Annotated in this window: 27 protein-coding genes; 13 read left to right on the top strand and 14 right to left on the bottom strand. The window is 73.6% G+C overall.

The features are described 5' to 3' along the window. Positions 1-51: 51 nt before the first annotated feature. Together Q2K16_RS26705 and Q2K16_RS26710 are read left to right on the top strand one after the other, a co-directional pair. Positions 52-1,380 (top strand): AAA domain-containing protein, encoded by a 1,329-nt coding sequence (locus tag Q2K16_RS26705; protein WP_302740898.1) that lies wholly within the window; start codon positions 52-54, stop codon positions 1,378-1,380. A 33-nt stretch (positions 1,381-1,413) separates the two neighbouring features. Continuing rightward, complete coding sequence (locus tag Q2K16_RS26710; RefSeq protein ID WP_302740899.1) at positions 1,414-1,785, top strand: globin family protein; 372 nt, start codon at positions 1,414-1,416, stop codon at positions 1,783-1,785. 6 nt (positions 1,786-1,791) lie between these two features. Here the strand turns inward: Q2K16_RS26710 and Q2K16_RS26715 are convergent, their stop codons facing one another. Beyond that, positions 1,792-2,670, bottom strand: coding sequence for a cellulose binding domain-containing protein (locus Q2K16_RS26715; RefSeq protein ID WP_302740900.1), 879 nt, complete (start codon positions 2,668-2,670; stop codon positions 1,792-1,794). 147 nt (positions 2,671-2,817) lie between these two features. Then, positions 2,818-3,567, bottom strand: coding sequence for an SDR family oxidoreductase (locus Q2K16_RS26720; RefSeq protein ID WP_302740901.1), 750 nt, complete (start codon positions 3,565-3,567; stop codon positions 2,818-2,820). A 102-nt stretch (positions 3,568-3,669) separates the two neighbouring features. Between Q2K16_RS26720 and Q2K16_RS26725 the strand changes: the two genes are divergently transcribed. Then, positions 3,670-4,491: a helix-turn-helix domain-containing protein gene (locus tag Q2K16_RS26725; protein WP_302740902.1), complete on the top strand. Its 822-nt coding sequence runs from the start codon at positions 3,670-3,672 to the stop codon at positions 4,489-4,491. An 11-nt stretch (positions 4,492-4,502) separates the two neighbouring features. On the opposite strand, the gene Q2K16_RS26730 is transcribed toward Q2K16_RS26725, so the two are convergent. The 5 genes from Q2K16_RS26730 to Q2K16_RS26750 form a co-directional block, all read right to left on the bottom strand. Continuing rightward, positions 4,503-5,354, bottom strand: coding sequence for an aldo/keto reductase (locus Q2K16_RS26730; protein WP_302740903.1), 852 nt, complete (start codon positions 5,352-5,354; stop codon positions 4,503-4,505). 69 nt (positions 5,355-5,423) lie between these two features. After that, positions 5,424-6,620, bottom strand: a complete 1,197-nt coding sequence (locus Q2K16_RS26735) for an endonuclease (protein ID WP_302740904.1) — start codon at positions 6,618-6,620, stop codon at positions 5,424-5,426. A 126-nt stretch (positions 6,621-6,746) separates the two neighbouring features. Next, complete coding sequence (locus Q2K16_RS26740) at positions 6,747-6,968, bottom strand: TM2 domain-containing protein (protein ID WP_302740905.1); 222 nt, start codon at positions 6,966-6,968, stop codon at positions 6,747-6,749. Positions 6,969-7,167: 199 nt separating this feature from the next. Then, the gene (locus Q2K16_RS26745; protein ID WP_302740906.1) at positions 7,168-7,581 is read right to left on the bottom strand and encodes a Rho termination factor N-terminal domain-containing protein; all 414 of its coding nucleotides are present in this window, start codon (positions 7,579-7,581) and stop codon (positions 7,168-7,170) included. After that, on the bottom strand, positions 7,578-8,510 hold the full coding sequence (locus Q2K16_RS26750; RefSeq protein ID WP_302740907.1) for a ParA family protein: 933 nt from the start codon (positions 8,508-8,510) through the stop codon (positions 7,578-7,580). The genes Q2K16_RS26745 and Q2K16_RS26750 overlap by 4 nt, the downstream gene beginning before the upstream one ends. Before the next feature lie 56 nt (positions 8,511-8,566). Between Q2K16_RS26750 and Q2K16_RS26755 the strand changes: the two genes are divergently transcribed. Further along, positions 8,567-9,769 carry a hypothetical protein gene (locus tag Q2K16_RS26755; RefSeq protein WP_302740908.1) on the top strand — a complete coding sequence of 401 codons (1,203 nt, stop codon included), beginning with the start codon at positions 8,567-8,569 and terminating at the stop codon, positions 9,767-9,769. Here the strand turns inward: Q2K16_RS26755 and Q2K16_RS26760 are convergent. The 4 genes from Q2K16_RS26760 to Q2K16_RS26775 all read right to left on the bottom strand — a co-directional run bounded on the left by Q2K16_RS26760 (position 9,703) and on the right by Q2K16_RS26775 (position 13,653). After that, positions 9,703-11,136, bottom strand: coding sequence for an amino acid permease (locus tag Q2K16_RS26760; protein ID WP_302740909.1), 1,434 nt, complete (start codon positions 11,134-11,136; stop codon positions 9,703-9,705). The two genes, Q2K16_RS26755 and Q2K16_RS26760, sit on opposite strands and share 67 nt — an antisense overlap. Positions 11,137-11,264: 128 nt before the next feature. Beyond that, on the bottom strand, positions 11,265-11,972 hold the full coding sequence (locus tag Q2K16_RS26765) for a YqeB family protein (RefSeq protein WP_302740910.1): 708 nt from the start codon (positions 11,970-11,972) through the stop codon (positions 11,265-11,267). 2 nt (positions 11,973-11,974) lie between these two features. Continuing rightward, positions 11,975-12,748, bottom strand: a complete 774-nt coding sequence (locus Q2K16_RS26770; RefSeq protein ID WP_302746626.1) for an ABC transporter permease — start codon at positions 12,746-12,748, stop codon at positions 11,975-11,977. Between the two features lie 5 nt (positions 12,749-12,753). Beyond that, a complete protein-coding gene (locus Q2K16_RS26775) occupies positions 12,754-13,653 on the bottom strand; it encodes an ABC transporter ATP-binding protein (protein ID WP_302740911.1) in 900 nt (299 codons plus the stop codon). 133 nt (positions 13,654-13,786) lie between these two features. Between Q2K16_RS26775 and Q2K16_RS26780 the strand changes: the two genes are divergently transcribed. The 3 genes from Q2K16_RS26780 (at position 13,787) to Q2K16_RS26790 (ending at position 16,398) form a co-directional block, all read left to right on the top strand. After that, positions 13,787-15,028, top strand: a complete 1,242-nt coding sequence (locus tag Q2K16_RS26780) for a sensor histidine kinase (protein ID WP_302740912.1) — start codon at positions 13,787-13,789, stop codon at positions 15,026-15,028. A 118-nt stretch (positions 15,029-15,146) separates the two neighbouring features. Then, entirely contained in the window at positions 15,147-15,752 is a 606-nt protein-coding gene (locus Q2K16_RS26785) for a response regulator (protein WP_489671938.1), read from the top strand. 154 nt (positions 15,753-15,906) lie between these two features. Continuing rightward, entirely contained in the window at positions 15,907-16,398 is a 492-nt protein-coding gene (locus Q2K16_RS26790) for a hypothetical protein (protein WP_302740914.1), read from the top strand. Positions 16,399-16,477: 79 nt separating this feature from the next. On the opposite strand, the gene Q2K16_RS26795 is transcribed toward Q2K16_RS26790, so the two are convergent. Continuing rightward, positions 16,478-17,257, bottom strand: coding sequence for a D-Ala-D-Ala carboxypeptidase family metallohydrolase (locus Q2K16_RS26795; RefSeq protein WP_302740915.1), 780 nt, complete (start codon positions 17,255-17,257; stop codon positions 16,478-16,480). A 318-nt stretch (positions 17,258-17,575) separates the two neighbouring features. Here Q2K16_RS26795 and Q2K16_RS26800 point away from each other — a divergent pair, with 318 nt between their 5' ends. Then, positions 17,576-18,211, top strand: a complete 636-nt coding sequence (locus Q2K16_RS26800) for a DUF6642 family protein (RefSeq protein ID WP_145918097.1) — start codon at positions 17,576-17,578, stop codon at positions 18,209-18,211. A 28-nt stretch (positions 18,212-18,239) separates the two neighbouring features. Next, positions 18,240-18,704 (top strand): PPOX class F420-dependent oxidoreductase, encoded by a 465-nt coding sequence (locus Q2K16_RS26805; protein WP_302740916.1) that lies wholly within the window; start codon positions 18,240-18,242, stop codon positions 18,702-18,704. Positions 18,705-18,781: 77 nt separating this feature from the next. Here Q2K16_RS26805 and Q2K16_RS26810 read toward each other — a convergent pair whose 3' ends face one another. After that, on the bottom strand, positions 18,782-19,423 hold the full coding sequence (locus tag Q2K16_RS26810) for an NAD(P)-dependent oxidoreductase (protein WP_302740917.1): 642 nt from the start codon (positions 19,421-19,423) through the stop codon (positions 18,782-18,784). Positions 19,424-19,551: 128 nt separating this feature from the next. On the opposite strand from Q2K16_RS26810, the gene Q2K16_RS26815 reads away from it, so the two are divergent. Next, complete coding sequence (locus Q2K16_RS26815) at positions 19,552-20,610, top strand: hypothetical protein (protein WP_302740918.1); 1,059 nt, start codon at positions 19,552-19,554, stop codon at positions 20,608-20,610. 42 nt (positions 20,611-20,652) lie between these two features. Here the strand turns inward: Q2K16_RS26815 and Q2K16_RS26820 are convergent, their stop codons facing one another. Then, positions 20,653-21,885 (bottom strand): serine hydrolase domain-containing protein, encoded by a 1,233-nt coding sequence (locus Q2K16_RS26820; protein WP_302740919.1) that lies wholly within the window; start codon positions 21,883-21,885, stop codon positions 20,653-20,655. A 77-nt stretch (positions 21,886-21,962) separates the two neighbouring features. On the opposite strand from Q2K16_RS26820, the gene Q2K16_RS26825 reads away from it, so the two are divergent. The 3 genes from Q2K16_RS26825 to Q2K16_RS26835 all read left to right on the top strand — a co-directional run bounded on the left by Q2K16_RS26825 (position 21,963) and on the right by Q2K16_RS26835 (position 24,193). Next, positions 21,963-22,556 (top strand): pentapeptide repeat-containing protein, encoded by a 594-nt coding sequence (locus tag Q2K16_RS26825; RefSeq protein WP_302740920.1) that lies wholly within the window; start codon positions 21,963-21,965, stop codon positions 22,554-22,556. 223 nt (positions 22,557-22,779) lie between these two features. Continuing rightward, positions 22,780-23,679: a hypothetical protein gene (locus Q2K16_RS26830; protein WP_302740921.1), complete on the top strand. Its 900-nt coding sequence runs from the start codon at positions 22,780-22,782 to the stop codon at positions 23,677-23,679. A 76-nt stretch (positions 23,680-23,755) separates the two neighbouring features. Then, on the top strand, positions 23,756-24,193 hold the full coding sequence (locus Q2K16_RS26835) for a nitroreductase family deazaflavin-dependent oxidoreductase (protein WP_302746627.1): 438 nt from the start codon (positions 23,756-23,758) through the stop codon (positions 24,191-24,193). Positions 24,194-24,202 lie beyond the last annotated feature (9 nt).

The following is a 24,202-nucleotide window of genomic DNA, read 5'->3' on the forward strand; positions in this document are numbered from 1 at the left end:
CCTGTCGGCGCAGGCCGGTAGTGTGCCGGGAGCGCTGGGGAGGAGAGGTCGATGCTCGGGCTTGAGGTGCCGCCCGCCGTCGAGGCGGAACGGGTCGTCGCGGCCGTCCTGGCCGACCTGCGCGCAGGCGACCACCGGGGCGTGGTGGTCGACTCCCCGCCCGGTGCCGGAAAGTCGACCCTCGTGGTGCGGGCCGCCGTCGAGCTGGCCGCCGCCTGCGAGCCGCTGATGATCGTGGCGCAGACCAACGAGCAGGTCGACGACCTCATCGACCGGCTCGCCACCAGGGCCCCCGAGCTGCGTGTCGGCCGGCTGTCGGCGACCGACTACCGGCCGTCGGAGCGGGTCCTGGGGCACGACACGGTCCGGGTCGCGTCGAAGGTCGCCGATCTGGGCGACCCGGCCGTCACCATCGGTACGGCGGCGAAGTGGGCCACGGTCACCGAGGGCCGGTGGCCGTGGGCGATCGTCGACGAGGCGTACCAGATGCGTTCGGACGCCCTGTTGCGGGTGGCCGGGCGGTTCGAGCGGGCGCTGTTCGTGGGCGATCCCGGGCAGCTCGACCCGTTCTCCACCGTCGAGACGCTGCGCTGGACGGGCCTGAGCTGGGACCCGATGCAGGCGGCGGTGGCGGTGCTGCTGCGGCACAACCCGGAGTTGCCGGTGCACCGGCTGCCGGTGTCCTGGCGGCTGCCGGCGTCGGCGGCCCCGGTGGTCGCGGCGGCGTTCTACCCGTTCACCGGCTTCCGCGCCGGCACCGGCCCGGCCGACCGGGCGTTGACGCTGACCCGGCCGGGGCCGGGCGACGCGTTCGACGCGGCGGTGGAGCTGGCCGCCGGCACCGGCTGGGCGTTGCACGAGCTGCCGGCCCGGCACACCCTGCGTACCGATGCGGAGGCTGCGGCGGCGTGCGCCGCGCTCGCCCTGCGGGTGCTGGCCCGGGGCGCGGTCGCGGTCTCCGAGCACGCGCCGGACGGCGCGCCGGTGACCGCCGACCGGATCGCCGTCGGCGCGGCGCACCGCGACCAGGTCGCCGCGATCCGCGCCCACCTCGGCCCGGCCGGGGCGGACGTCACGGTGGACACCGCCAACCGGCTCCAGGGCCGCGAGTACGACGTGACGGTCGTGCTGCACCCGCTGTCCGGCCGGCGGGACGCGACGAACTTCCACCTGGAGTCGGGCCGGCTGTGCGTGCTGACCTCCCGGCACCGGCACGCCTGCGTCGTGGTGGCCCGCGCCGGCATCGGTGAGCTGCTGGACGCCCACCCGTCGACGGAGTCGGTGCACCTGGACGTGCCGGTGAAGTTCCCCGACGGCTGGGCCGCCAACCAGACCACCATGACGTTCCTCGCGGGGCACCGCCCGTCGACGGGACGGTGAACTGCGGGTACGCGGCGGTCCGTACTGAAGGGTGTGCGGACGACGGAACTGGTCACCTGCCCCCGGAGCGCGTTCGACTGGCTCGGGCCGGCCGGGGTACGCGCGGTGGTGATCCGCTGGCTGCGCCTGGTCGCGGCGGACGCCGAGCTGGCGCCGTACCTGATCGGGCTGGACCGGCCCCGGCTGGCCGGCCGCCTGACCGCCCAACTGGCCTCAGCCCTCGGCGGCCCCGGCTCCAGCCCCGGTGGGCGGGCGGCCGGTGGGGCGTGGCGGCGGCTCGGGCTGACCGACGAGCAGCACTGGCGGGTGCTGGACTACCTGGCCGCCGTGCTCTGCGGCCTGGGCCTGCCGGTCGACACGATCGTCGCGGCCCAGCGTGCCGTCGCCGGGGAAGCCCACGCCTGACGGCGGTCAGCCCCAGGTGTCGCCGTACTCGCGGACCCCGTCGACGTCGAGGGTGATCCGGCTGTTGGGGGTCCACGCGCCGGTGGCCGCCTGCCAGCTCGGGTCGTCGCGTTCGTCGATCGTGGTCCAGTTGGGCCGGTGCAGCCGGAGCTGGATCGGCCCGGAGGACGCGCCGGGGGCCAGCACGCCGGTGTCGAAGGTCAGCTCCACCCAGCCGGGGAAGGGGGTCCCGGGCACCGGGTAGACGGTCGGCGTCGGCGTCGGGCCGGGCGGCGGCGCGGGCGGCGGAAAATACTGGAGGGTACGCCGGATGTGGTCGCAGCCGAGCGTCGCCCAGTCGCACTCGGTGGTCAGGGCGGCGTTGCCGTTCTCGAAGCGCAGGTGGTAGCGGACCCGTACGGTGGTCAGGTCCAGCGGCCGGCTGCCGGTGTTGGTGACGTCGAGGCGGAACTGGGCCTGGTTGTCGGTGGGCGCCCAGTCGAGGTTGAGGTAGTCGACCTTCGCCCGCCCGTACGCGGTGCGCACGGCGGTGACCGCCGAGGTGTCGGAGTAGCCGCCGACGGCGTACGCCTGGAGCGCGATCCGGTAGTCGGTGCCCGGGGCGAGGTCGGTCAGGGTGACGGCGTTGGTCTGCGTGCTGCCCAGGCCCCGGTAGGCGTTCGGCCCGATCGGCGAGCGCACGTCGTAGGTGATCGGGCCGCCCGGTTCGCCCTTCCACGTCGACGGGGTCCAGGTCAGGCTGAGCCGGTGCGGGTCGTTGGCGACCACCACGGGTGCGCCGGGGGTGGTCAGCGCCGGGGTGTCGTCGGCGCGGGCGGCGCTGACCGCGACCAGGCTGACGAGCACGGCAGCAGCGGCGGTGGCGGTGACACGACGGGCACGCATACCCCGGATGGTACGGAGCGCCATACACGCTCATCAATGACAGAACCGATGATTCGTTCGCGTCGTCAGCTCGACAGCATCCACCTCACCCCACGGCACCGCCGACCATCGAGGACGCGCGGCGGCCCCGCGGAGGGCGGACGCCGGTCACCAGGGCAGCACCCCGTACGAGTCGTCGGCGGCGAGATGCCCCCAGAGCTGCCCGGTCGGCCCGTCCGCCGGCAGCGTCGCCAGCCGCACGCTCACCTCGGCGCCCTGCTCGGCGCTGCGGTACCCGCAGTGGCCGTTGAAGTCGGTCGCGCAGTAGCCCGGATTCGCCGCGTTCACCCTGACCGGGGTGTCCCGCAGCTCCTTGGCGTACATCGCGGTGACCATGTTCAGCGCGGCTTTCGACGACGGGTACGGCACCGAGGTCAACGGCCACACGGAACTCTCCGGGTCGGTCATCGCGGTGATCGAGCCGACCTCGCTGGAGACGTTGACGATCCGACCGGCCGGGGCGCGCAGCAGCAGCGGCAGGAACGCGTTGGTCACCGTGACCACCGCGAAGACGTTCGTCTCGAACACCTCGCGCAGGGTGGTCAGGGTGGTCTCGCTGGGCCGCGCCATCCCGTCGGCCCGCACGATGCCGGCGTTGTTGACGAGCACGTCGAGCCGGCCGTACTCCTGCTCCACCTGCTCCGCCGCGGCGGCCACCGACACCGGGTCGGTCACCTCCAGCGGCAGCGGACGGGCGTCCGCCCCGCCGTCGCGCAGCGCGGCCACCGCCGCCGCGCCCCGGTCGGCGTCCCGTGCCCCGACCAGCACCGTCATCCCCCGCGCGGCGAGTTGCCGCGCGGTGGCGTACCCGATTCCCCTGTTGCCCCCGGTGACCAGGGCGAGTGGCGTCGTCGTCATGGTGTCGAGCGTGCCGGCTCCACGCCGGGCGCGGGAGGGGTCGGCGCAGCCTGGTACCGGCGGTACCACCCTGCGTGCCCCACGCTGCGGCAAGCTGGACGCATGACGTCGCGCCGCGCCGAACTGGCCACCTTCCTGCGCAGCCGCCGCGCCCGGTTACGTCCCGTCGAGGTCGGCCTCCCCGAGGGAGTACGCCGCCGCACGCCTGGCCTGCGCCGGCAGGAGGTCGCCCAACTCGCCGGCATCTCCGTCGACTACTACGTCCGGTTGGAGCAGGGCCGGGGAGCACACCCGTCGGGGCAGGTGCTGGCCGCGTTGGCCCGCGCGCTGCTGCTCGGCCGTGACGAACGGGAGTACCTGTTCCGGCTGGCCGGTCAGGGGCCGCCACCGGTGGCCGGCCCCAGCGCGGTGGTGGCGCCGGGAATTCGGCACCTGATCGACGCGATGACGGAGACCCCGGCGTACCTGGCGGACGCCAGGTACGACGTGTTGGCCTGGAACCGGCTGGCCAGGCACTTCGTGGGCGACCTGCCGCCCGACGACCGCAACATGATCCGGTGGTGGTTCCGGCAGGAGGCGTCCGTGCCCTGGACCGACGCGGAGACGTTGCGCTTCGCCCGCGACTCGGTGGCCGACCTGCGCGCCGCCTACGGGCGTTACCCCGGCGACCGGGAGCTGGCCGAGCTGGTCACCGAGTTGCTCGGCGTCTCGCCGAGGTTCGCCGCCCTGTGGGCCGAACACGACGTGGCCACCCGCCGCCCGGTGGTCAAACGGGTGGCCCACCCCGAGCTGGGACCGCTGGAGTTCGAGTGCCGGGTGCTGCTGGTGCCGGAGAGCGACCAGCGGTTGATCGTCTACACCGCCGCGCCCGGCTCGCCGACCCGCGAGGTCTTCCGCCGTCTCGGCGAGCGGATCGCCGGCTGAACCGCGCCCGCTCAGGCGGGGATGTAGTCGAACTCGTCCGGGTTCGGGCCGGTCCGGCCGGCCTCGCCCCGGTCCAGCCCGCTGATCCGCTCCATCGCCGTGTCGTTCAGGGTGAAGTCGAAGAGCTGGAAGTTCTCCTCGATCCGCTTCGGGGTGGTCGACTTCGGGAAGACGATGTCGCCACGCTGCACGTGCCAGCGCAGCACCACCTGGGCGGGGGTGCGGCCCACCTGCTCGGCGACGTCGACGATCGTCGGGTCGTCGAGCACCCGGCCCTGGGCGATCGGGGACCACGCCTCGGTGAGGATGTCGTGCTCACTGCCGTACGCGCGCACCTGCTCGTTGGTGAGGTACGGGTGCACCTCGATCTGGTTGACCGCCGGCACCACGTCGGCCTCGGCAGCCAGCCGCTCCAGGTGCGGCACCTGGAAGTTCGACACGCCGATCGAGCGGGCCCGGCCGTCGCGCTGGAACTCCTCAAGGGTCTTCCAGGTGGAGACGAAGTCGCCGTCGTAGCGGGTGGGCAGCGGCCAGTGGATGAGGAACAGGTCGACGTAGTCCATCTTCAGCGCGGACAGCGTCGACTCGAACGCCCGGCGGGCGTCCTGCGGGCGGTGGAAGCCGTTGTTCAGCTTGCTGGTCACGAAGACCTCGCCCCGGTCCAGCCCGGAGGCGCGGACCGCCGCACCGACCTCCGCCTCGTTGCCGTACATCTCGGCGGTGTCGATGTGCCGGTAGCCGATCTCCAGCGCCCTGCCGACGGCCTCGGCGGTGTCCTTCGGCTCGATCTGGTAGACCCCGAAGCCGAGCTGCGGGATGGTGTTGCCGTCGTTGAGGCTGATGTCGGGAACGGTGTTGGACATGCCCGTGGGTTACCCGGTCGGGCGGTTTCCTCACCGCCCGACCGGGGTGATCTGCGACAAGCGGCCCGTTCAGCCCCAGATCGCGGTGGCCCACTCCGGGTGGTCGACGAACGGGTTGCGGTTGCCCTGCCAGCGCTCGTAGATGCGCTGGTTGCGGCGCTGCTCGAAGGCGTCGGGCGGGTCCTGGCGGTGCCACTGGAGCAGCACCGGCAGCCGGCCCAGGTAGGGCGCGGAGCCGTTGCTGACCGAGTTGTTCATCTCCAGGTTCGGCCAGCCGTCGTCGCCCTCGTACCGGATCGCCATGTACATGATCATGCGGGCGACGTCGCCCTTGACCGCGTCGCGGGGCTCGAACGAGTCGGCGTCGCTGTAGCTGCCCGGGGCCTCGGCGACCGCGCTGCCGCCGGTGTCGAAGTCCTTGTTGCCGCGGGTGGAGTTGACCGTGACGTCCTCGGGGCGCAGGTGGTGCACGTCGGTGCCCGGCCCGGTGGCGGTGCCGAAGTCACCGTGCGACTTGGCCCAGACGTGCTCCCGGTTCCAGTCGTTGGCCCCGCCGCCGTTGCTGCTCTTGCTCTGCGACCGTCCGCTGTAGAGCAGGATCACGTTGTTGGCGTTCGCCGGGTCCTGGTCGGTGTCCTTCAACGCCTCCCACACCTGGTCGTAGCTGAGCTTCGTCTGGGTCTTGATGATGGCGTGCAGGGACGTGCGCAGCGCGCCGCCGGTCTTGCCCATCGCGTTCGCGTAGTACGTCGAGTCGTACGGCCCGGTGGAGCCGGTCGGCACCGGGGTGGGGGAGGCGGTGGTGGGCGGCGTCGGGGTGCTGCCGCCGCCGAGGCTCATCGCGGTCGGGCTCTTCAACCCACCGTGACTGAAGTACGCGGTGAGGGTCCCGGTGGCGGTCACCTGCCGGCCGCGCAACGACGGGTTGGTCAGCAGCCCGAACGTGCCGCGGTAGTCGGCGGTGATCTGGACGTAGAGCATCCGGCTGGTGCCGGTCTCGGTGGCCGTGTCGGCCAGGGCGATGGCGGTGTCGGCGGTGTAGCCGGAGGTGAGCACCGTGCTGGTGGCGGTCGGCTGGCCGATGACGTACCCGGTGACCGTGGCGGTCCGGCCGTCCTGGGTGGCGAGGGCCTGCGCCACGGTCGACGTGGCTGCCGCCGACGCCGACGTCGCGGCCACCGCCACCGGGACCGCCAGGGTGACGGCGGCGGTGAGCACGGTGACCAGCCGCCCGGTTCGCGGGCGGATGCTGCTCTTCATATCCATGTCCGGCGATGTTATCGGCCGGAACCCGCCCGGCGGGAGGTCGCCGAGGTGAATTCCCGTCGCGGCGCGCACCGGGCCGCGACGGACGCCGGTCGGGCCGGGACCGCACGGTCCCGGCCCGTCGCCTCACTTGACCAGCGGCTGGCCCTGCTTGTCGCGGAACGCGCCGACCAGGATCATGATCAGATCGATGAACGCCCAGATGCCGAACCCGCCGATGGTGATCAGCTGGAGCACGCCGGTGCCGACCTTGCCGGTGTAGAACCGGTGCGCGCCGAGCACACCGATGAAGAAGCAGAGCAGCAGGGCGACGACCCAGGACTTCTGGGTGGTGACAGGAGCGGTCACGGCGGTCCTTTCTCGGGTGGATACGGCCGCGGGAGCGTATCCACCGGCCCGGTGCCGCACAAGATCGAGACCGACGGCTCCGTCCGGACGGACGAGCAGGCCCGGACCGGTCAGGCCGGCTCGCCCCGGCTGCGGGCCGACGCCGCGTCGACCGCCGACGCCCGGTGCCCCGGCCAGGGGCGGTCGGGCCGGGGCCGGCTCAGCGGGCGCGGACGGCGGCGGAGGCGGCCCGGAACCCGATCGTCCGGTCGACCAGCCGTTCCACCAGTTCCGCCTTGCGTAGGCCGGCCACCCCGCGCAGGCCGAGCCCGGCGGCCAACGCGCGCAGGTCCCGCATCGCCCAGGGCGTCAGGTACGCCGTGCCGTCTCGCCGATGGACGAAGGTGTCCAACGTGGCCGAGGCGGCGGCCAGGTCGACGCCCGACGGGGCGGACGTCGTCGGCCCGACCGGCCGGTCCGGAACGTCCCGGGGCGGCGTCACCGGGGCGACGACCAGCCGGGCCCGCCCGTCGGCCAGCGCGGCGACGTCGGCGGCCGACAGCCCGGCCAGCAGTTCGCCCACCCGGGCCAGGACGCCGACCGCGACGTCCCCCGTCGACTCCGGACCGCTCACACCGTCACCTCGCGGGGTTGCAGGTGGGCGATGAACTCGGTGGTGATCTGCCGCAGCTCCTCCTGCACCACCGGCGCGGTGACCCGGTGCCGCAGCACCACCGGCACGCCGCGCGGGGTGTTCCCGGCGAACAGGGTGACGTTCTCCCGCAGCGCGGTGGGGAAGACCGGCAGCCCGAGTGCCCGTACCTGGTCCAGGTAGCCCTGGTGGGCGGCGATCGGCCGCTGCGCGGTCAACTGGATCATGGTGAAGACCACCCCGGCCACGTCCGGGGCGACCTTGTGGTGCCGGCGGCTGGTGGCGAACCGGCGGGCGTCGGCGTTGTACCGGTCCACCAGTTCCCGGACGCTGCCGCAGAGGTGGTCGATGCCCAGTGTGGACAGGTAGTCGGCCTTCGCCGGGATGAGCAGGTGGTCGCTGGCGATGACGGCGGACTGGGTGACCACGTTGAAGTTCGGCGGGCAGTCGATCAGCACCAGGTCGTAGCCGTCGAGGGCCGCGTCGTGCAGCCCTTCGGCCAGCGCGCCACGGACCCGGAACAGCTCCCGGTCGTAGTCCTCCCCGTCGGCCACGCCCCGGGCCAGCGCTAGGTCGATGTCGGCCAGGCCGAGGTGCGAGGCGATCAGGTCCAGCCGGCCGGCCCCGGTCAGGTGGGCGTTGGCCGGGCCGGGGGAGACCACCAGCTCACCCAGCGTCACCGCCGGGGTGTCCCCGCGCAGGCCGTCGTACCAGCGTTTCACGGTGCGGCCGTCGCGCAGCCGTTCCCGCCAGTCCTCCGGGTCGTAGAAGCTGAACGTCAGGCTGGTCTGCGGATCGAGGTCGATCAGCAGCACCTTCATCCCCCGGTTCGCCAGCTCGGCCCCGAGGTTCGCGGTCACGGTGGTCTTGCCCACCCCGCCCTTGTAGTTGATCACGGACACGACGTACACCGACGGCACCTCCCCAGAGGGGGAACCGTAGCCGCCCGGATGGCGTCTGACCATCCATGATGCCCATCCCGACCGGTCACGCTCCGCGATCGGGCGGCCGGCTCGCCGCCGTCGGCACCGGGCTCGCCGCCCTGGCCGTGCCGCTCTGGGCGGTCGGCATGACCGTGTGGCAACCGCTCACCGAACCGGCCGGCCCGTGGTCGGAGCGGCTCCCCGAGGCATCCACCTACTGGGCCCGTGACCTGCGCTTCATGGCGCTGTTGGCAGTCGCGTCCGGGTTGGTGCTGGCGGGTGCGGGCCGCCGCTCGTGGCTGGTGCCGGCCGTGCTGCTCGGCGGTGGCGCGCTGGCCGTCGACGTCGCCGTCGACCGGGCCGACCCCACCGGCCCCGGCGCGACCGCGCTGCTCGCCGTCGCCGGCTGGCTGGCCGTCGGCATCACCGTCGCGTCCGCCGTACGCCGGGACGGCGCGACAGGTGTGGACGGTCCTCGCCGGGCGGACGGGACCGGCCCGGGAGACGCGCCCGGCGGAGTGGGCCTGGCCGGCGCGGCAGCAGTGGCGGGCCCGGACCGGACCGTCGGTCCGGCGGGCCCGCACCGGACGGTCGGCGTGGCCGGCCGCGACCGGGCAGTCCTGGCCGGGGTGGCCGGGGTCGCGGCGGTGCTGGCGCTGGCCGCCGTGCTGACCCGGTCGCCGACCGGCCGGGAACCGGCACTCGACCCGGCAGCCCTGGTCACCGCCCTGCTCCTGCTGGCGGTGACCGTGACCGGCGCGGTGGCCGCCGCCCCCGCCCGGGGCCGGCGTCGGCTCGCGACGGCGGCGGGTCTGGCCGTGGCAGGCGGGATCGGCCTGCCGCTGGTCCGGCTCGTCGGGCCGGCCGGCCGGCTCGTGCCGGCGGCGCTGCTCGGCGCGGTCCTGCTGCTGGGGGTGACGCTGCTGACCCGGCCCGCCCTGCCGGCGCGGCGCTACCCGGTGGTCGGCCCGGTGGCCCTGCTCGCCCCGCTCGCGCTGTGGCACGTCGCGCTGCTGGTCAGCGCGGCCCTCTCACCGGGCGCGCCGTTGACCGCGTTGGCCGGCAACAGCCCGGTCGGCGGTGGCGACGCGGACGTGCTCCCCTCGCTGGCCGGCCTGGCCGCCGGCCTCGGCACCACGCTGCTGCTGGCCCGGACGGCAGGCGTACCGGGGCGGCCCGGTCACCGCCCGGACTGGTCGGCAGGTGGGTCGGCGCGCCCGGCCAGCGCCGAGCGCCGGTACCCGTAGCACGCGTAGATCAGCCCGCCGAGCAGGAACCAGGCGGCGAACCGCAGCCAGGTGACGTGGTCGAGGAAGCTGATCAGCCAGACCGAGAAGACCACCCCGAGCGCCGGCACCACAGGCATCCCGGGCAGCCGGAACGTGCGCGGGGTGTCCGGGCTGCGGTAGCGCAGCACGATCACCGCGACGCAGACCACCACGAAGGCGAGCAGGATGCCGATGTTGGTCAGCTCGGCGGCCTGCCGGATCGGCAGGAGACCGGCGATCACCGCCGAGGCCACCCCGACGATCCAGGTGACCCGGGTGGGCACCCGGCGCACCGGGTGCACCTTGGCGAACCAGGCCGGCAGCAGGCCGTCGCGGCTCATCGAGAACCACACCCGGGTCACCCCGAGCATGAAGGTGAACATCACGGTCAGGATGCCGATGATCGCCCCGACGGCGATGACGCTGGCCAGGCCCGAGAGCCCGACCGAGGCGAACGCGGAGGAGAAGCCGCTCTCCGGGTCGATGTCCCGGTAGTTCTGCATCCCGGTGAGCACCAGCGTGGCCAGCACGTACAGCACCATCGAGATGACCAGCGACCAGACGATCGCCTTCGGCATGTGCCGACGGGCGTCGCGGGACTCCTCGGCGGCGGTGCTCATCGCGTCGTAACCGAAGACGGCGAAGAAGACGGTGGCCGCCCCGGTGAACGCCCCGCCGAGCCCGAACGGGAAGAACGGCGAGTAGTTGGCGGTGCGGACGTGGAAGAAGCCGACCACGATCACCAGCAGCACCACGGCCACCTTCACCCCGACCACGACCGTCTCGAACCGGGCGGCGGTCCGGATGCCCAGCGTCAGCAGGAAGGCGATCAGCAGGCAGAGCAGCACGGCGAACAGGTCCACCACGTGCCCGTCGCCGGTGCCCGGGGCACCCAGCATCCAGGCCGGCAGGTCGACGCCGAGCTGCCCGACGAGGAAACCGAAGTAACCGGAGATGCCGATCGCCACCACCGCCACGATCGCGGTGTACTCCAGCAGCAGGTCCCAGCCGATGAACCAGCCCACCGCCTCACCGAGCACCGCGTAGCCGTAGGTGTACGCCGAGCCGGCCTTGGGGATCATGCCGGCGAACTCGGCGTACGACAGCGCCGCCGCCGCGCTGGCCAGCCCGGCGATCAGGAACGACACCAGCACGGCCGGCCCGGCCGTCTCGTTGGCGACCGCCCCGGCCAGGGCGAAGATGCCGGCGCCGATGATGCCGCCGACGCCGATCGCGGTGAGCTGCCACAACCCCAGCGAGCGGGACAACCCCCGGTCGGTGTCGTCGGCGATCTCCTCGACCGGCTTGCGGCGGAAGATCCCGCCACTGTCGACTGTGGAGGCCATCGTCGTCCCCTTCCGCCGGGAATGCATCCACCTAGGTTGATACTCCCTGGGCGGCGGATGCACAATCGGCGACGGTCCGGTCACGCTCGAACCCCGAGGCGTCGGGTGGCCGGACCGGGCACCCCGGGCTACGACTGCGGCGTGGTCTGCCCACCCGGCCGCCAGTACTGCCGTCCGCCCTCGTCCCGGACGACCACCCCGAGCCGGGCCAGCTCCCCGCGCAGCTCCCGGACGTCGCGCGCCCGGTCGGCGTCGACGGCCCGTTGCCGGGCGCGCAGCAGCGGGTCCGTCCCCGGCGGCAGGTCGGGCAACCCCTCCACCCACCGCCGGTACGCGTCCCGGTGCGGGTCGGCGTCCCGCCACGGCCACCCGTGCCCGTCGAAGGCGTCCCGCAGCCGCCGCCGGCTCAGGTCGGAGCGTTCCCGGGCCAGCTCCGCACCGGCCGGGCCGAGCAGCACCAGCTCCCCGCCGTCGACGAAGACGGCGGTGACGGCCCGCCGGGGCAGCTCGCGGTCGACGCCGTCACGACGCCACCGCACCCCGCCCCGGTCCACCGTGACGATCAACCGTTCCCGGGTGCCGACGTGGGCGACGAACAGGCCGGCCAGCGCCCCGAGCGTCACGCCCCCGGCCAGCGCCCGCCGGTACGGCAGCCCGGCGACCAGCTCGAACCACCCCTGCACCGGAGCCCAGGGCAGCCCCGCCACCCAGTCCGCGACCAGCGGCAGCAGCCCGCCCACGGCGACGCCCAGCAGCGGGAAGCCGACCCACAGCACCACCAGTTCCCCGACGTCACCACCGACCCTGGTCGCGGCGTCCGGCCCCCGCGCCCGCATCGTCAGTGCACCTCACGCCGCAACGTGCGCACCATCCCGACGGCGAGCGGCGCGACCACCCAGACCAGCAGGGACACCCCGAGCCGACCCCACTGCCCGGCGGTCATGTCCGGGCCGAGCAGCGGCTCCATGGTGATCGAGGTGTCCAGCCAGCGGGCCGGGCCGTGCAGCGCCGCGATCATCGCGGACAGGATGCCCCACACGGTCGGCAGCAGCAGCGAGGTGACGATCGCCAGCGGGGTGTTGAGCAGCAGCAAGCCGAACCCCGCGCCGATCAGCACGTTGATCGACTGGAACACGGCGGCGTGCCCGGCCACCGTCGGGTCGAAGTCCCAGCTCCCCGCCCCGCCGGTGACCCCCGAGAGCAGGGTGCCGACGGCGGCGACGGCCAGGCTCACCAGCACCGACGCCAACGCGGCGAGCAGCACGGCGGCGAGCTTGGCGACGATCACCCGTTCCCGGCGCGGCACCAGGGCGAACGTGGTCAGCGCGGTGCGCTGGGACCACTCGGCGGTGATCGACAGGATGCCCAGCACCGGCAGCAGCAGCGCCACCGGCGCCAGCGAGGCGGTGAAGAAGTTGGTGAAGGTCTGCGCGGCGTCGTCGACGAAACGCAGTTGCAGCGCGACGATCGCGGCGGCGATCAGCCCGATCGAGGCCAGCAGCCAACGGCCGGCCCGGGTGTCGCCGAGCTTGCGCAGCTCCACCCCGACCAGCCGGGTCAGGGACGGCCCGGTCACGACGGGCCGGACGGTGGCGGGGGGAATGGTCGTCATGGTGGTCACTGCACGGCCTCCTTGGTGCTCGCGCCGGCGGTCAGGGTGAGGAAGAGCTGTTCCAGGCCACCGCCGCCGGCCGGCCGCAGCTCCGTCAGGACCAGTCCGGCATCGGCGGCGGCCTGCCCGACGGCGTCGGGTTCGGCGCGGACCACGCACCCGCCGTCGGCGCCGGCGGTGGCGTCCAGCCCGGCCCGGTCGAGGGTGAGCCGCAGGGCGTGCGGGTCGCGGGCCCGGACCAGGGTGCCGGCCCCGGCCAGCAGTTCGTCCTTGCCGCCCTGGGCGACCACCCGGCCGCCGCCGATCACCACCAGCCGGTCGGCGACCGCCTCCACCTCCCGCAGCAGGTGGGAGGAGAGCAGCACCGTGCCGCCCCGGTCGGCGAAGTCGCGCAGCAGGCCGCGCATCCAGAAGATCCCCTCCGGGTCCAGGCCGTTGGCCGGCTCGTCGAGGACCAGCACCCGGGGCTCGCCCAGCAGCGCCAGCGCCAGGCCGAGCCGTTGCCGCATCCCCAGCGAGTACGCCCCGACCCGTCGCTTCGCCGCCACCGGGTTCAGGCCCACCCGGTCGAGCACGGCGGGCACGCGGTCGGCGTCCACGCCCATGGTCCGGGCGGCCAGGAACAACGTCTCCCGCCCGCTGCGTCCGACGTGCTGCGCGGAGGCGTCCAGCAGCACACCCACCTCGCGGCCCGGGTTGGGCAGCTCGCGGTAGGGCTGACCGGCGACGGTGGCGGTGCCGGAGGTCGGGCGGGTCAGCCCGCAGAGCATCCGCATGGTGGTGGACTTGCCCGCCCCGTTCGGGCCGAGGAAACCGGTCACCGTGCCCGCTTCGCAGCGGAACGAGACGTCGTCGACGGCGGGATGCGGGCCGTACCGTTTGGTGAGGTGGTCGACTGCGATCATGCCGTCGAGCCTGTCCCAGTCACCCGGCCGGGCGCTGCGGCCGACCGTCGAGAGCAGTCCCTACCTCGGTCTACCCGCAGACCTCGACTTTGGTTGGTGTCCGCGACGCCTTTCGGCTTTCTAGCATGGGTGGGTGAGCGCTGCCGTCGTACCCGATCACCCCTGGCTGCTGCCGGGGGCGCTGACGCCCGAGGCGAGGGCGGCCCGGCGGACGCCCCGGGACTGGCTGGTCGACACGGTGGCGTTCCTGCTCGCCGTCGGGTGGGCGCTGCTGGCGTTCGCCGACGCGGTGTCGCCCGACCCGCAGTTCGCCCACAACGCCGGGCCGTCCTGGCTGGTCGGGGTGGACCTGGCGGCGGGCCTGAGCTACTGCGCGGCGCTGTGGCTGCGCCGGCGCTGGCCGGTCGGGCTGGCCGTGGCCGGCCTGCCGCTGGCGCTGTTCTCGGTGACCGCCGGGCTGGCGCTGCTGGTCGTGGTGTTCACCGTGCTGGTCCACCGGCCGCTGCCGATCGGCGCGGCGCTGGTCGGCTTCCACCTGGCGGTCATTCCGCTCTACACCGTCGTGCGCCCCGACCCCACGCTGCCCTACTGGCCCACGGTGGCCTGGACGGCGATGTTCGTCGGGATCGTGGTGGCGTGGGCGCTGTTCGTCCGGGCCCGTCGGCAGTTGGTGCTGTCGCTGCGGGACCGGGCCCATCGGGCCGAGGCCGAGCAGCAGCTCCGCGTCGAACAGGCCCGCCAGCTCGAACGCACCCGGATCGCCCGGGAGATGCACGACGTGCTGGCCCACCGGATCTCACTGCTCAGCCTGCACGCCGGGGCGTTGGAGTTCCGCCCGGACGCGCCGCCGCAGGAGGTGGCGCGGGCGGCCGGGGTGATCCGGGGCAGCGCCCACGCCGCACTCCAGGACCTGCGCGAGGTGATCGGGGTGCTCCGGGCCGACACCGCCGGCGGCGACGCCGCTCCGGAACGCCCCCAGCCCACCCTCGCCGACGTGCCCGCGCTGATCGCCGAGTCCCGGGCCGCCGGCGTCCGGGTCACCCTGGTCGACGAGGTCGCCGAACCGTCGCGGGTGCCGACGGCGGTGGGGCGCAGCGCGTACCGGATCGTGCAGGAGGGGCTGACCAACGCGCGCAAGCACGCCCCCGACACGACGGTCGGCGTCCGGCTGACCGGCGGCCCAGGGCGGGAGCTGGCGGTGGAGATCCGCAACCCGTGGCCGGTGGGCACCTCCGTGCCGGCCCTGCCGGGCGCCGGCACCGGGCTGGTCGGCATCGCCGAGCGGGTCACCCTGGCCGGTGGCCGGCTGACCCACGGCCGGGACGGGGCGACAGGGGACTTCCGGCTGGCGGCCCGGCTGCCGTGGCCGGCATGAGCCGACCGGCCGACCGGCCGCCCGGCGGTGCCCGGTGACCGGCACGACGGACGGCGACACCGCCCCGGTGCGGGTGTTGATCGTCGACGACGACCCGCTGGTCCGCGCCGGGCTGTCGATGATCCTCGGTGGCGTGCCGGACGTCCGGGTGGTGGGCGAGGCCGCCGACGGCGACGAGGTGCCCGCCGCCGTCGCCAGGTGTACGCCGGACGTGGTGCTGATGGACATCCGGATGCCCCGGGTCGACGGGCTGGTCGCCACCGAGGCGCTGCGGGCGCTGCCGGACCCGCCGGAGGTGCTGGTGCTGACCACCTTCGACGCCGACGAGCAGGTGCTGCGGGCGCTGCGGGCCGGGGCCGGCGGTTTCCTGCTCAAGGACACCCCGCCCGCCGAGATCGTCCGGGCGGTGCTGCGGGTGGCCGCCGGTGAGGCGACCCTGTCGCCGACGGTGACCAGGCAGTTGATCAGCCACCTGACCGTGGGGCCCACGCCGGGTCCGGACCGGCGTCGGGACCGGGCGCTGCGGCTGCTGGCCGGGCTCACCGAGCGGGAACACGAGGTCGCGGTGGCGCTCGGGCACGGCCGGACCAACGCGGAGATCTCGGCGGAGCTGTTCATGAGCGTGGCGACGGTGAAGGCGTACGTGTCCCGGCTGCTGACCAAGCTGGCGCTGAACAACCGGGTCCAGGTGGCGCTGCTGGTCCACGACGCGGGCCTGGTCTGACGGGGTTCGCAGTTGAGCCCTGCCGGCGTCCGGGAGATCCTCGGGCGGCACGCCTGGGAAGATTGAACCGCCGCCGGTCACCGTCCGTACCACTGCGCGAGGATGCGTTGCGGCGATTCAGCCGCAGTCGCTGCCGAGTTGCGGGAGGCCTGCCGTGCGAGTTGGTGAGCAGTCGACGGACCCCATCGATCAGGTTCTGGGCGAGGTGCCGGTGCCCGCCTCGTTGACACCCGAGGACGTCCGGCTCGCGGTGCGAGCGGTCGTGGTGCACGCCGCCGAGGAATGGCCCAACGGGCCGCTGTGCCGCAACGACGGCGCGTCGTACCCGTGTCGGCTGCACCGCTGGGGGCGGCGGGTGCTGGAGAACCACGGGTTGAACGAGCGTCAGATCGACGCGCTGATCCGACACGGCAACCCGTTCGTGCACGTGCCCTTCCCGTTCACCTACACCACGCCCCGGCCGGGCGCGGCTCCGGCGCGGACCGCCCCGGCGGCCGGCTACCCGGCCCGTGGCCAGGCCGGCCGGCCGGTTGCGCCCGGGGCGCGGCCCGCTGCGACGGGGATGCGGCCGGGCGTGCGTCCCGGTGTTCCCGGCCGGCCGGTGACGCCCCCCGTCGCCGCGCCGCGCTGGCCCCGGGCGAGCTGAGCGCCCGGCCCCGGTGCCCCGACGCCGGCCCGGCCCTGGTGATCCCGTGGGGCCGGGCCGGCGTCGGCCGTTGCGCCGGTCAGCGGCTGACGCCGCAGTCCGGAGCGGCCCAGCTGGTGCGGTTCGTCGAGTTGTCCCGGTTGTTCTCCCGCCGGGAGTCCACGTGGACGTGGTCGTCGTGCCCGGGGTAGCCGGGGCCGTAGATGCCGCTGAACCCGTGGTCACGGGAGGCGCGGGCGATCTCGCAGAGCGACTTGTGCTGCGAGGTCACGTCGGCGGCGTTGCCGTAGAGGTGCTGGCTGTCCGACGCCCCGCCGACCTGCTTGTTGCAGCTGGAGTCCCGGAAGCCGCTGGTGACGTTGAGCGGCTTGTCGCCGAGGCCACGCCGCAGCGCCTCCAGTTTCCACATGGTGCGTACCGCGTTGGCCTTGGTGTCGGTGGCGGAGAGCGGACCGCCGCTCCAGCCGCCCTTGCCGCAGCCGCCGTCCAGCTCCCGGTAGCTGAAGTGGGCGGGCGTGCAGTCGTTGTCCTGCAACTGGTAGAGCTTGCTGAAGGTCTGCTTGCCGGCGATGCCGTCGCTGCGCAGCCCGTACGCGGTCTGGAAGCGCTTGACCGCGGCGGCGGTCTCGGGGCCGAAGTCCCCGTCGATCCGGACAATTTCCCCGCGCCCCGACCAGCCGGCCACCCGGATCTGCAACTGGCGGACGTCGTCTCCGGAGCGCCCCTGGTACAGGTCGCGTTTCCAGGTGTAGCAGCCGTCGGCATGGGCCGCTGGCGCGGCGGCCACCGTGGCGATCGCGGCTCCTGGCAGAGCCAGGGCGAACGCGACGAGTGCCCGCTTCACAGTGTTCTGGCGCACAGAAGTCCTCCCGATTGGAAGTGAATGGGGTGGTGAACAGGGCATCGCCCGGGACGTCCTGCAACTTCCACCCTGACAGCTATCTGGCCGATTCGCGGCAATAAAAAGGAATAATCCTCGCAGTCGGCGATAGCTGGGTATTGCCTGTGAACGGCGATGAATGGCGATTCGGTCAGGAGGTATCAGCCGGTGACGGGAGGGACGCCAATTCCGACACCGGTGAAGTGCCCCGAAACGGATCAGCCGGGCACCGAGGGTGATGGGGGTCCGTGACCCGGACCCGGTAACGTCGTCCCGGCCGGAACGGGGAGGTGGGACGTGGCGCGGGGCGGGGTCTTCTGTGTCGAGGGGCAGTGGCACCGCGACCTCAACGAGCGCGGGTCCGTGCTGCCCACCCTCGACCTGCTCGAACGGCTCGGCCGCATCCGCTACATCCACAAGGACGCCGCCACCCGCGACGAGCTGTTCTACTTCCTCGACCGGTGGCTGCTCAAGCAGTACGCCGACCACCGGGTCGGCTTCTTCGCCATGCACGGCGAACCCAGCCGGCTCTGCCTCACCGACTGGGACTCCGTCGAGCTGTCCGACGTCGCCGAGCGGATGGCCGGCCGGGGCGAGGGGCGGCGGCTCTACTTCGGCAGCTGCTCGGTGCTGCGCGCCTCGGACGCCACCCTGCGGGACTTCCTCGACGTCACCGGCGCGGCCCTGATCTGCGGCTTCACCCGCGAGGTCGACTGGGTCGAGTCGGCCGCCTTCGAGACGGTGCTGCTCGACGTGCTCGCCAACGGCCAGCGGCACAACGCCGCCGAGCTGCGGATGGGTTCGGCGCACTGGGCGCCGCTCGCGGCGTACCTCGGCTTCCGGGTGATCTACGCCAACGGCCGCGCCTGGCGGCCCGCCGCCCGGCCCCGGGTCCCCGCCCAACCGGGCCGGGTCGGCGGCCGGTCCGGCTGACGCCCGGTGGGCCTGGTAGAACCGGGGAATGGCACGCAGCGTCGCAACCAACACCCGGGTCGACCGGGACGCCCTGCTCGACTTCGTCAGGCCCCGGCACCGGGTCCTGCTGATGACCACCCGCGCCGACGGCCGGCCACAGTCCTCCCCGGTCGCCTGCGGCGTGGACGCCGCCGGACGCCTGGTGATCTCCACCTACCCGGAACGGGCCAAGGTCACCAACATCCGCCGTGACCCCCGGGTCTCCGTCTGCGTGCTCTCCGACGACTGGGACGGCCCGTGGGTGCAGGTCGACGGCGTGGCCGAGGTGCTCGACCTGCCCGAGGCGCTGGACCCGCTGGTGGAGTACTTCCGCAGCATCGCGGGGGAGCACCCGGACTGGGACGAGTACCGGGCGGCCATGGTGGCGCAGGGCAAGTCGCTGATCCGGATCACCGTCGAGGGCTGGGGCCCGATCGCCACCGGCGGCTTCCCCGCCCGCCTCGCCGACTGACCCCTCCGGTACGACGACCCCTCCGGTACGACGACCCCTCCGGTGCGACGACGGCTGCCGTTTCGTCGACGCCCGGTTCAGTACGCCGCTGTGAACCGCATGTTCTCGAAGCGGGGCTCCTCGATCTCGTCCACGATCGCCACCGCCAGGTCCTCGTAGCTGAGCACCGAGCGGCCCCGCTCGTCGGTGACCGGGTGCTCGGTGCCGGTGCGGTACCGGCCGGTCCGCTCGCCGGGATGGAACTCCACAGGCGGCGGCGAGACGTACGTCCAGGTCACCCCGTCGGCCGAGGAACGGTACAGGGCCAGGGCGTCGGCCTGCCCGAGCGCCGGCTCCCGGTACCCGTCGGGGAAGTCCGGCTCGTCGAGGAAGGGGGTGTCCCGTTCCGTCAGCAGGGTCGCCCCGCCGCCGACGTGGATCACCCGGGGCGGGTCGGGCAGGTCCCGCAGGACGGTGACCAGGTTCTCCGCCGCCGTACGCCACAGCGCCCGCTCACCGCCGCCGACCGCCACCACGATCACGTCGGCCTCCGGGGCCAGCTCGGCGACGCTGCGCGTCGAGGTCACGTCCCCGGTCACCACGTGCACCCCGGCCGGCAGCCAGGTGACCGCCTCCGGGCGACGGACCGCCGCGGTGACCCGGTGCCCACGACCGGCCGCCTCGGTGGCGATCCGTGAGCCTGCGGTGCCCCCGGCGCCGTACACCACCACGTTGCCCATGCCGTCCAGGCTAGGCAGCGGGTCGCCGTCGCGGTGGTGTAACGGACGATCCGGCCGGTGTGGGCACACGTTGCGGACATCGACTACGGTCGGGTCGACCTTGATCCATTGACCACGGGGGAGACACCATGGCCGTTCTTTCCGTACCACGCCGGTTGCTCGCCTGGAGCGCTCCGGCGGCCCTCGCCCTCGCCGCGACCGTGCCGGCCGCGCCCGCCCTGGCCGCCCCGGCCGACCGGCATCCGACGTCGGCGGTCACCGGCCCGGTCGACCGGGACCTCGACGGCGACGGCGTGCCGGACCTGGTCACCGTCGGCGGCACCGCCGGCCTCGGCTCCGGTGTCTGGTCCGCGACCGGCCTGACGTCCCGCCGCACCGGCGTCGGCACCGGCCGGGTGCACACGCCGGCCGGCAACATCGGGTTGCTCGGCAACGGCGTCGGCGGCACCAACTCGCCCACCGAGTTCGACGGGGCGCAGGTGATCACGGGGCGCTTCTTCGGCACCCACCAGCAGGACTTCCTCGCCTACTACCCGGGCGGCGCCGCTGCCGGGACGGCCAGCATCATCCGGGGCGCCGGCGACGGCACCATGCTCAACCCGAACCTCAGCGGCAACCAGATGTCCGTCGACAGCGGGCAACTCGTCGACGACGACGGTAACGCGCCGCTGCAGGTGGTCAACGCCTACGGGGCCGATGGCGTCGACCCGGAGTACCCGGATCTGATCTCGGTCACCGGCGACGCCGTCAACGGTCACCGGCTGGTCTACCACCCCAACCTCGGGGTGCCCGGCGGCTATCTCTTCCGGGTCGTGTTGGCCGACGCCACGCCGACCGGGGGCACGGACTGGCAGAACTGGACCATCGCCAGCACCGAGACGGCCACCGGGGTGGCGATGTACCTGCGCAACGCGGCCACCGGCGACCTCTTCCTCTGGACCGGGGTCACCCTGGTCGACAACGGTGACGGCACCGGCTCGCTGACCCACACCCAGTACCACGTCGCCAGCAACTGGAACACCGCCACGACCGTCACCACGATCTCGGTGGCCGACATCAACGCCGACGGCGTCCCCGACCTGTGGGCCGTCCGCCCGGACGGCACCGTCCGGGCGTACCTCGTCTCCGGCCTGTCGCCCGGCGGCCCGGCGACCGTGCGGGCAACCCGCGTCCAGCACCTGCTCTGAGCCGCGATCGGGCCGTCACCCCGGTGGTGGCGGCCCGTCGGCTCAGCCGACCAGGGCGGCGTAGACGAGCTGGCGGAGCTGGGACCGCAGCGGGTAGGTGCTCGACGGCATCAGCTGGGTGAACAGCAGCGCGGTGATTTCCTCGGCCGGGTCGACCCAGAACGCGGTGCTGGCCAGCCCGCCCCAGTAGTACTCGCCGACGCTGCTCGGCACCTTGGCCGGGACCGGGTCCTGCACCACGGCGAAGCCCAGGCCGAAGCCGATGCCGTCCAGCACCGTCTCGGCGAACCCCTGGGGCTGAAGCGACGCCAGGTCGCCGCCACCGGGCAGGTGGTTGCGGGTCATGTAGCGCACCGTGCGGGGCCCGAGCAGTCGTACGCCGTCCAGCTCGCCGCCGCGCAGCAGCAGCTGGGTGAACCGGTGGTAGTCGGCGGCGGTGGAGACCAGCCCACCCCCGCCGGAGAAGCACTGCGGGCGGGTCAGCGCGGCGGCCCCGAGCTGGTCGGCTCGGAGCGCCTGGCCGGTGCCCGGGTGCGGGGTGTAGAGGGCGGCGAGCCGTTTGGCGTCGGCCGGGTCGACCCAGAACCGGGTGTCGGTCATGCCCAGCGGGGCGAGGACCCGCTCGGTGAGGAGGTCGGCCAGGCTCTGCCCGGAGACCACCTCGATCAGCCGGCCCAGCACGTCGGTGGAGACCCCGTAGTTCCAGCCGGTGCCGGGCTGGAACAGCAGCGGCAGCTTCGCCATCCCGACGCTGGCCCCGGCCAGGTCGAGCCCCGGCGGGACGCCGAGGTCGTAGCCGGCGGCCCGGTAGAGCGCGTCGACCACCGAGGTCTGCGCGAACCCGTAGGTCAGCCCGGCGGTGTGGGTGAGCAGGTGCCACACCCGGATCGGCTCGACCGCCGGCACCGTGTACGGCTTGAGCGCCGACCCCTTGTCGAAGACCCGGACGTCGGCGAACTCCGGCAGCCAGCGGCTGATCGGGTCGGTCAGCTCGAACCGCCCCTCCTCCCACAGCATCATCGCCGCGACCGAGGTGATCGGCTTCGTCATCGAGTAGATCCGCCAGATGGTGTCCGGCTCGACCGGGGTGCCCGCCTCCACGTCGCGCAGCCCGTACACCGAGGAGTGCGCGACCTCGCCACGGCGGGTGACCACGACCTGCCAGCCGGCGAGCCGGCCGTCGTCGACGTACCTGCCGAAGTGTTCGTCGATGCGGGCCAGCCGGGCCGGGTCGAAGCCGGTGCGGGCCGGGTCGCTGCTGGGTGCCACGCTCACCCGCCGAACCTACTAGCCGGTACGCGCCGGACGGAAGGTGCGGCGGCGGTGTCGGTGCTCGCACCTAGGGTGGGGCGGTGCCGCAGACCATCGAGGACGAGACGTTCCGCCACACCGACTGGTACGCCGAGGAGTTGACCGACAGGCACTTCGTGCGCTGCGTCTTCACCGACGTCGACCTGACCGAGGCGGTGAGCCGGGGCGCCTCGTTCACCGGGTGCGACTTCGGCGGGGTGTCGTTCAACGCCTCCCGGCACACCGACTCGGCCTTCGTCCGCTGCGGGTTCCGCCGGTGCAACCTGTTCGAGGCCGAGTTCACCGGGTGCAAGCTGATCGGCAGCACGTTCGACCAGTGCGCGCTGCGTCCGCTGCGGGTGTCGGGCGGGGACTGGTCGTTCGTCGGGTTGCCCGGCGCCGACCTGCGGGGCGCGCAGTTCAGCGACGTACGGATGCGGGAGGCCGACCTGTCCGGGGCGGACCTGGGCGGCGCGACCCTGGCCCGGGTGGACCTCTCGGCCGCCCAACTGCGCGCGGCCCGGGTCACCGGGGCCGACCTGCGGGGCAGCGACCTGACCGGGCTCGATCCGACGGCGGTCGAGCGGGCCGGCGCGGTGATCGACCCGGAGCAGGCGATGGTGCTGGCGCAGGCGTTGGGTTTCGAGATCCGCTGATGGCCCGCCACCTGTCGATCTCCCCGTCGTTGTGGCCCTGAGCTGCGCTTTGTCAATGGGCAGGAAACTTTCCATCGGGATCAGTCGGTAACAAACTGGAAACGCCCACCCGCTGGCATATGGCGCATCCCGGCCCTGAAATGAAAACGTGAGAACGCTCACGCCGCGACCGAACCCCCCTCCCCGACCGGTCGCGGGCGTCGGGCTGGGGAGTGGGACACGCGTGAACGACCAAGAGACCTGGCGGATCGGGCCGGGCCCGACGACGCGCAGCGCGCAGCGGCGGGAGGCCCGCCGTCGGCAACGTCGCCGTTGGGCGATCGAGGCGGTGGCCGCCCTGGCCTGCCTCGCGGTGCTGGTGACCTATCTGGGCCCGGATTCGGACCCGCCGGAGCCCGACCTGGTGCTGCCGGCCGGCGCGCCGACCCCGGCCGGTTATCCGACCGGGGCGGCGGGGGTGGGCGTGTCGGCCGAGGCCGGGATCGCCACGCCCGGCCTGCAGCCCCGGGAGCGCACCCCGCCGCCGAGCGAGCCGCCGACGCCGACGGTCACCCCGGCGGCGTCCTCGTCGCCGGCCGCGCCGACGCTGAGCGTCTCCCGGGCCGACGTGCCCGCCGAGGTGGACCTGACCGCGCTGGGCACCCGGGACTGGGTGCACTGGGGGCTCAACCGGCCGGAGACCCTGGTCCGCAAGGGCGGCGGCACCGGCGAGATCCGGGACGAGGGCGGCCGGGGCGCACGCGACCGGTACGACACCAATCCCGAGCTGTTCGGGTGGCGCGACGGGGCCCCGGTGCCGGCCGTCTCCGCCACCGGCGTCGGCGTGTTCGTCTGCGGAGCCGGCAACGGGTTCGCGCTGTCCGTGGCGGGCGACGGCGAACCGCGTACGGTGCACCTGTTCGCCGGGATCTGGATGGCCCAGGGGCGGCTGGACGTACGGTTGTCCACCGGCGGGTCGACCCGCACCCTGCGGCTGGAGGACCCGCACACCACGCACACCGCCCAGTTCGTGATCAAGTTTCGGGTGCCGAAGGGCGAGAAGCTGCTGATCCGCTGGACCGTCGCGGGGGCGTTCCGCAACAGCTGCGGCAACGTGAACCTTCAGGCGGCAGCGGTGCGTTGAGTTATTCGCCCGTTTTCGGGGTTTGTGTCGGGATAGCGTGTCCGGGTCGATGCCCACGAGCCACCCGGAGACGCCGATGCCGACCGACGAACAGGTGCTGGACAGCCCCGAGGGCTGGGTCGCCGACCACATCCGCCGGTACGTCGCCACCGACGGCGCGGAGGGGCACGAGTGGCAGCCGGGCGTGTTCACCCTGCTGCTGACCACCCGGGGCCGGCGCAGCGGCAAACTGCGCCGTACCGCCCTGATCTACGGCCGGGACGGCGACGACTACCTGATCGTCGCCTCCCAGGGCGGCGCGCCCCAGCACCCCTCCTGGTACCTCAACCTGCTCGACGACCCCGAGGCGGAGGTGCAGGTGGGCCCGGAGACGTTCGGCGTGCGGGCACGCACCGCCGAGCCGGCCGAACGGGCCCGGACGTGGCCGACGATGACCGCCATCTGGCCCGCCTACGACGAGTACCAGAGCAAGACCGACCGGGAGATCCCGGTGGTGGTGCTGCACCGGCGCTGACCGGGCCGG

The sequence above is a fragment of the Micromonospora cynarisoli genome (assembly GCF_030518815.1).
Lineage (GTDB): Bacteria > Actinomycetota > Actinomycetes > Mycobacteriales > Micromonosporaceae > Micromonospora > Micromonospora wenchangensis.

Coding starts and splice junctions, on each gene's coding strand:
- Q2K16_RS26760 (WP_302740909.1), bottom strand. CDS start 11,136: ATGGCCTCCACAGTCGACAGTGGCGGGATCTTCCGCCGCAAGCCGGTC.
- Q2K16_RS26775 (WP_302740911.1), bottom strand. CDS start 13,653: ATGATCGCAGTCGACCACCTCACCAAACGGTACGGCCCGCATCCCGCC.
- Q2K16_RS26805 (WP_302740916.1), top strand. CDS start 18,240: ATGGCACGCAGCGTCGCAACCAACACCCGGGTCGACCGGGACGCCCTG.
- Q2K16_RS26725 (WP_302740902.1), top strand. CDS start 3,670: ATGACGTCGCGCCGCGCCGAACTGGCCACCTTCCTGCGCAGCCGCCGC.
- Q2K16_RS26720 (WP_302740901.1), bottom strand. CDS start 3,567: ATGACGACGACGCCACTCGCCCTGGTCACCGGGGGCAACAGGGGAATC.
- Q2K16_RS26785 (WP_489671938.1), top strand. CDS start 15,147: ATGATCCTCGGTGGCGTGCCGGACGTCCGGGTGGTGGGCGAGGCCGCC.
- Q2K16_RS26705 (WP_302740898.1), top strand. CDS start 52: ATGCTCGGGCTTGAGGTGCCGCCCGCCGTCGAGGCGGAACGGGTCGTC.
- Q2K16_RS26735 (WP_302740904.1), bottom strand. CDS start 6,620: ATGGATATGAAGAGCAGCATCCGCCCGCGAACCGGGCGGCTGGTCACC.
- Q2K16_RS26755 (WP_302740908.1), top strand. CDS start 8,567: ATGATGCCCATCCCGACCGGTCACGCTCCGCGATCGGGCGGCCGGCTC.
- Q2K16_RS26770 (WP_302746626.1), bottom strand. CDS start 12,748: ATGACGACCATTCCCCCCGCCACCGTCCGGCCCGTCGTGACCGGGCCG.
- Q2K16_RS26810 (WP_302740917.1), bottom strand. CDS start 19,423: ATGGGCAACGTGGTGGTGTACGGCGCCGGGGGCACCGCAGGCTCACGG.
- Q2K16_RS26815 (WP_302740918.1), top strand. CDS start 19,552: ATGGCCGTTCTTTCCGTACCACGCCGGTTGCTCGCCTGGAGCGCTCCG.
- Q2K16_RS26715 (WP_302740900.1), bottom strand. CDS start 2,670: ATGCGTGCCCGTCGTGTCACCGCCACCGCCGCTGCTGCCGTGCTCGTC.
- Q2K16_RS26730 (WP_302740903.1), bottom strand. CDS start 5,354: ATGTCCAACACCGTTCCCGACATCAGCCTCAACGACGGCAACACCATC.
- Q2K16_RS26835 (WP_302746627.1), top strand. CDS start 23,756: ATGCCGACCGACGAACAGGTGCTGGACAGCCCCGAGGGCTGGGTCGCC.
- Q2K16_RS26765 (WP_302740910.1), bottom strand. CDS start 11,972: ATGCGGGCGCGGGGGCCGGACGCCGCGACCAGGGTCGGTGGTGACGTC.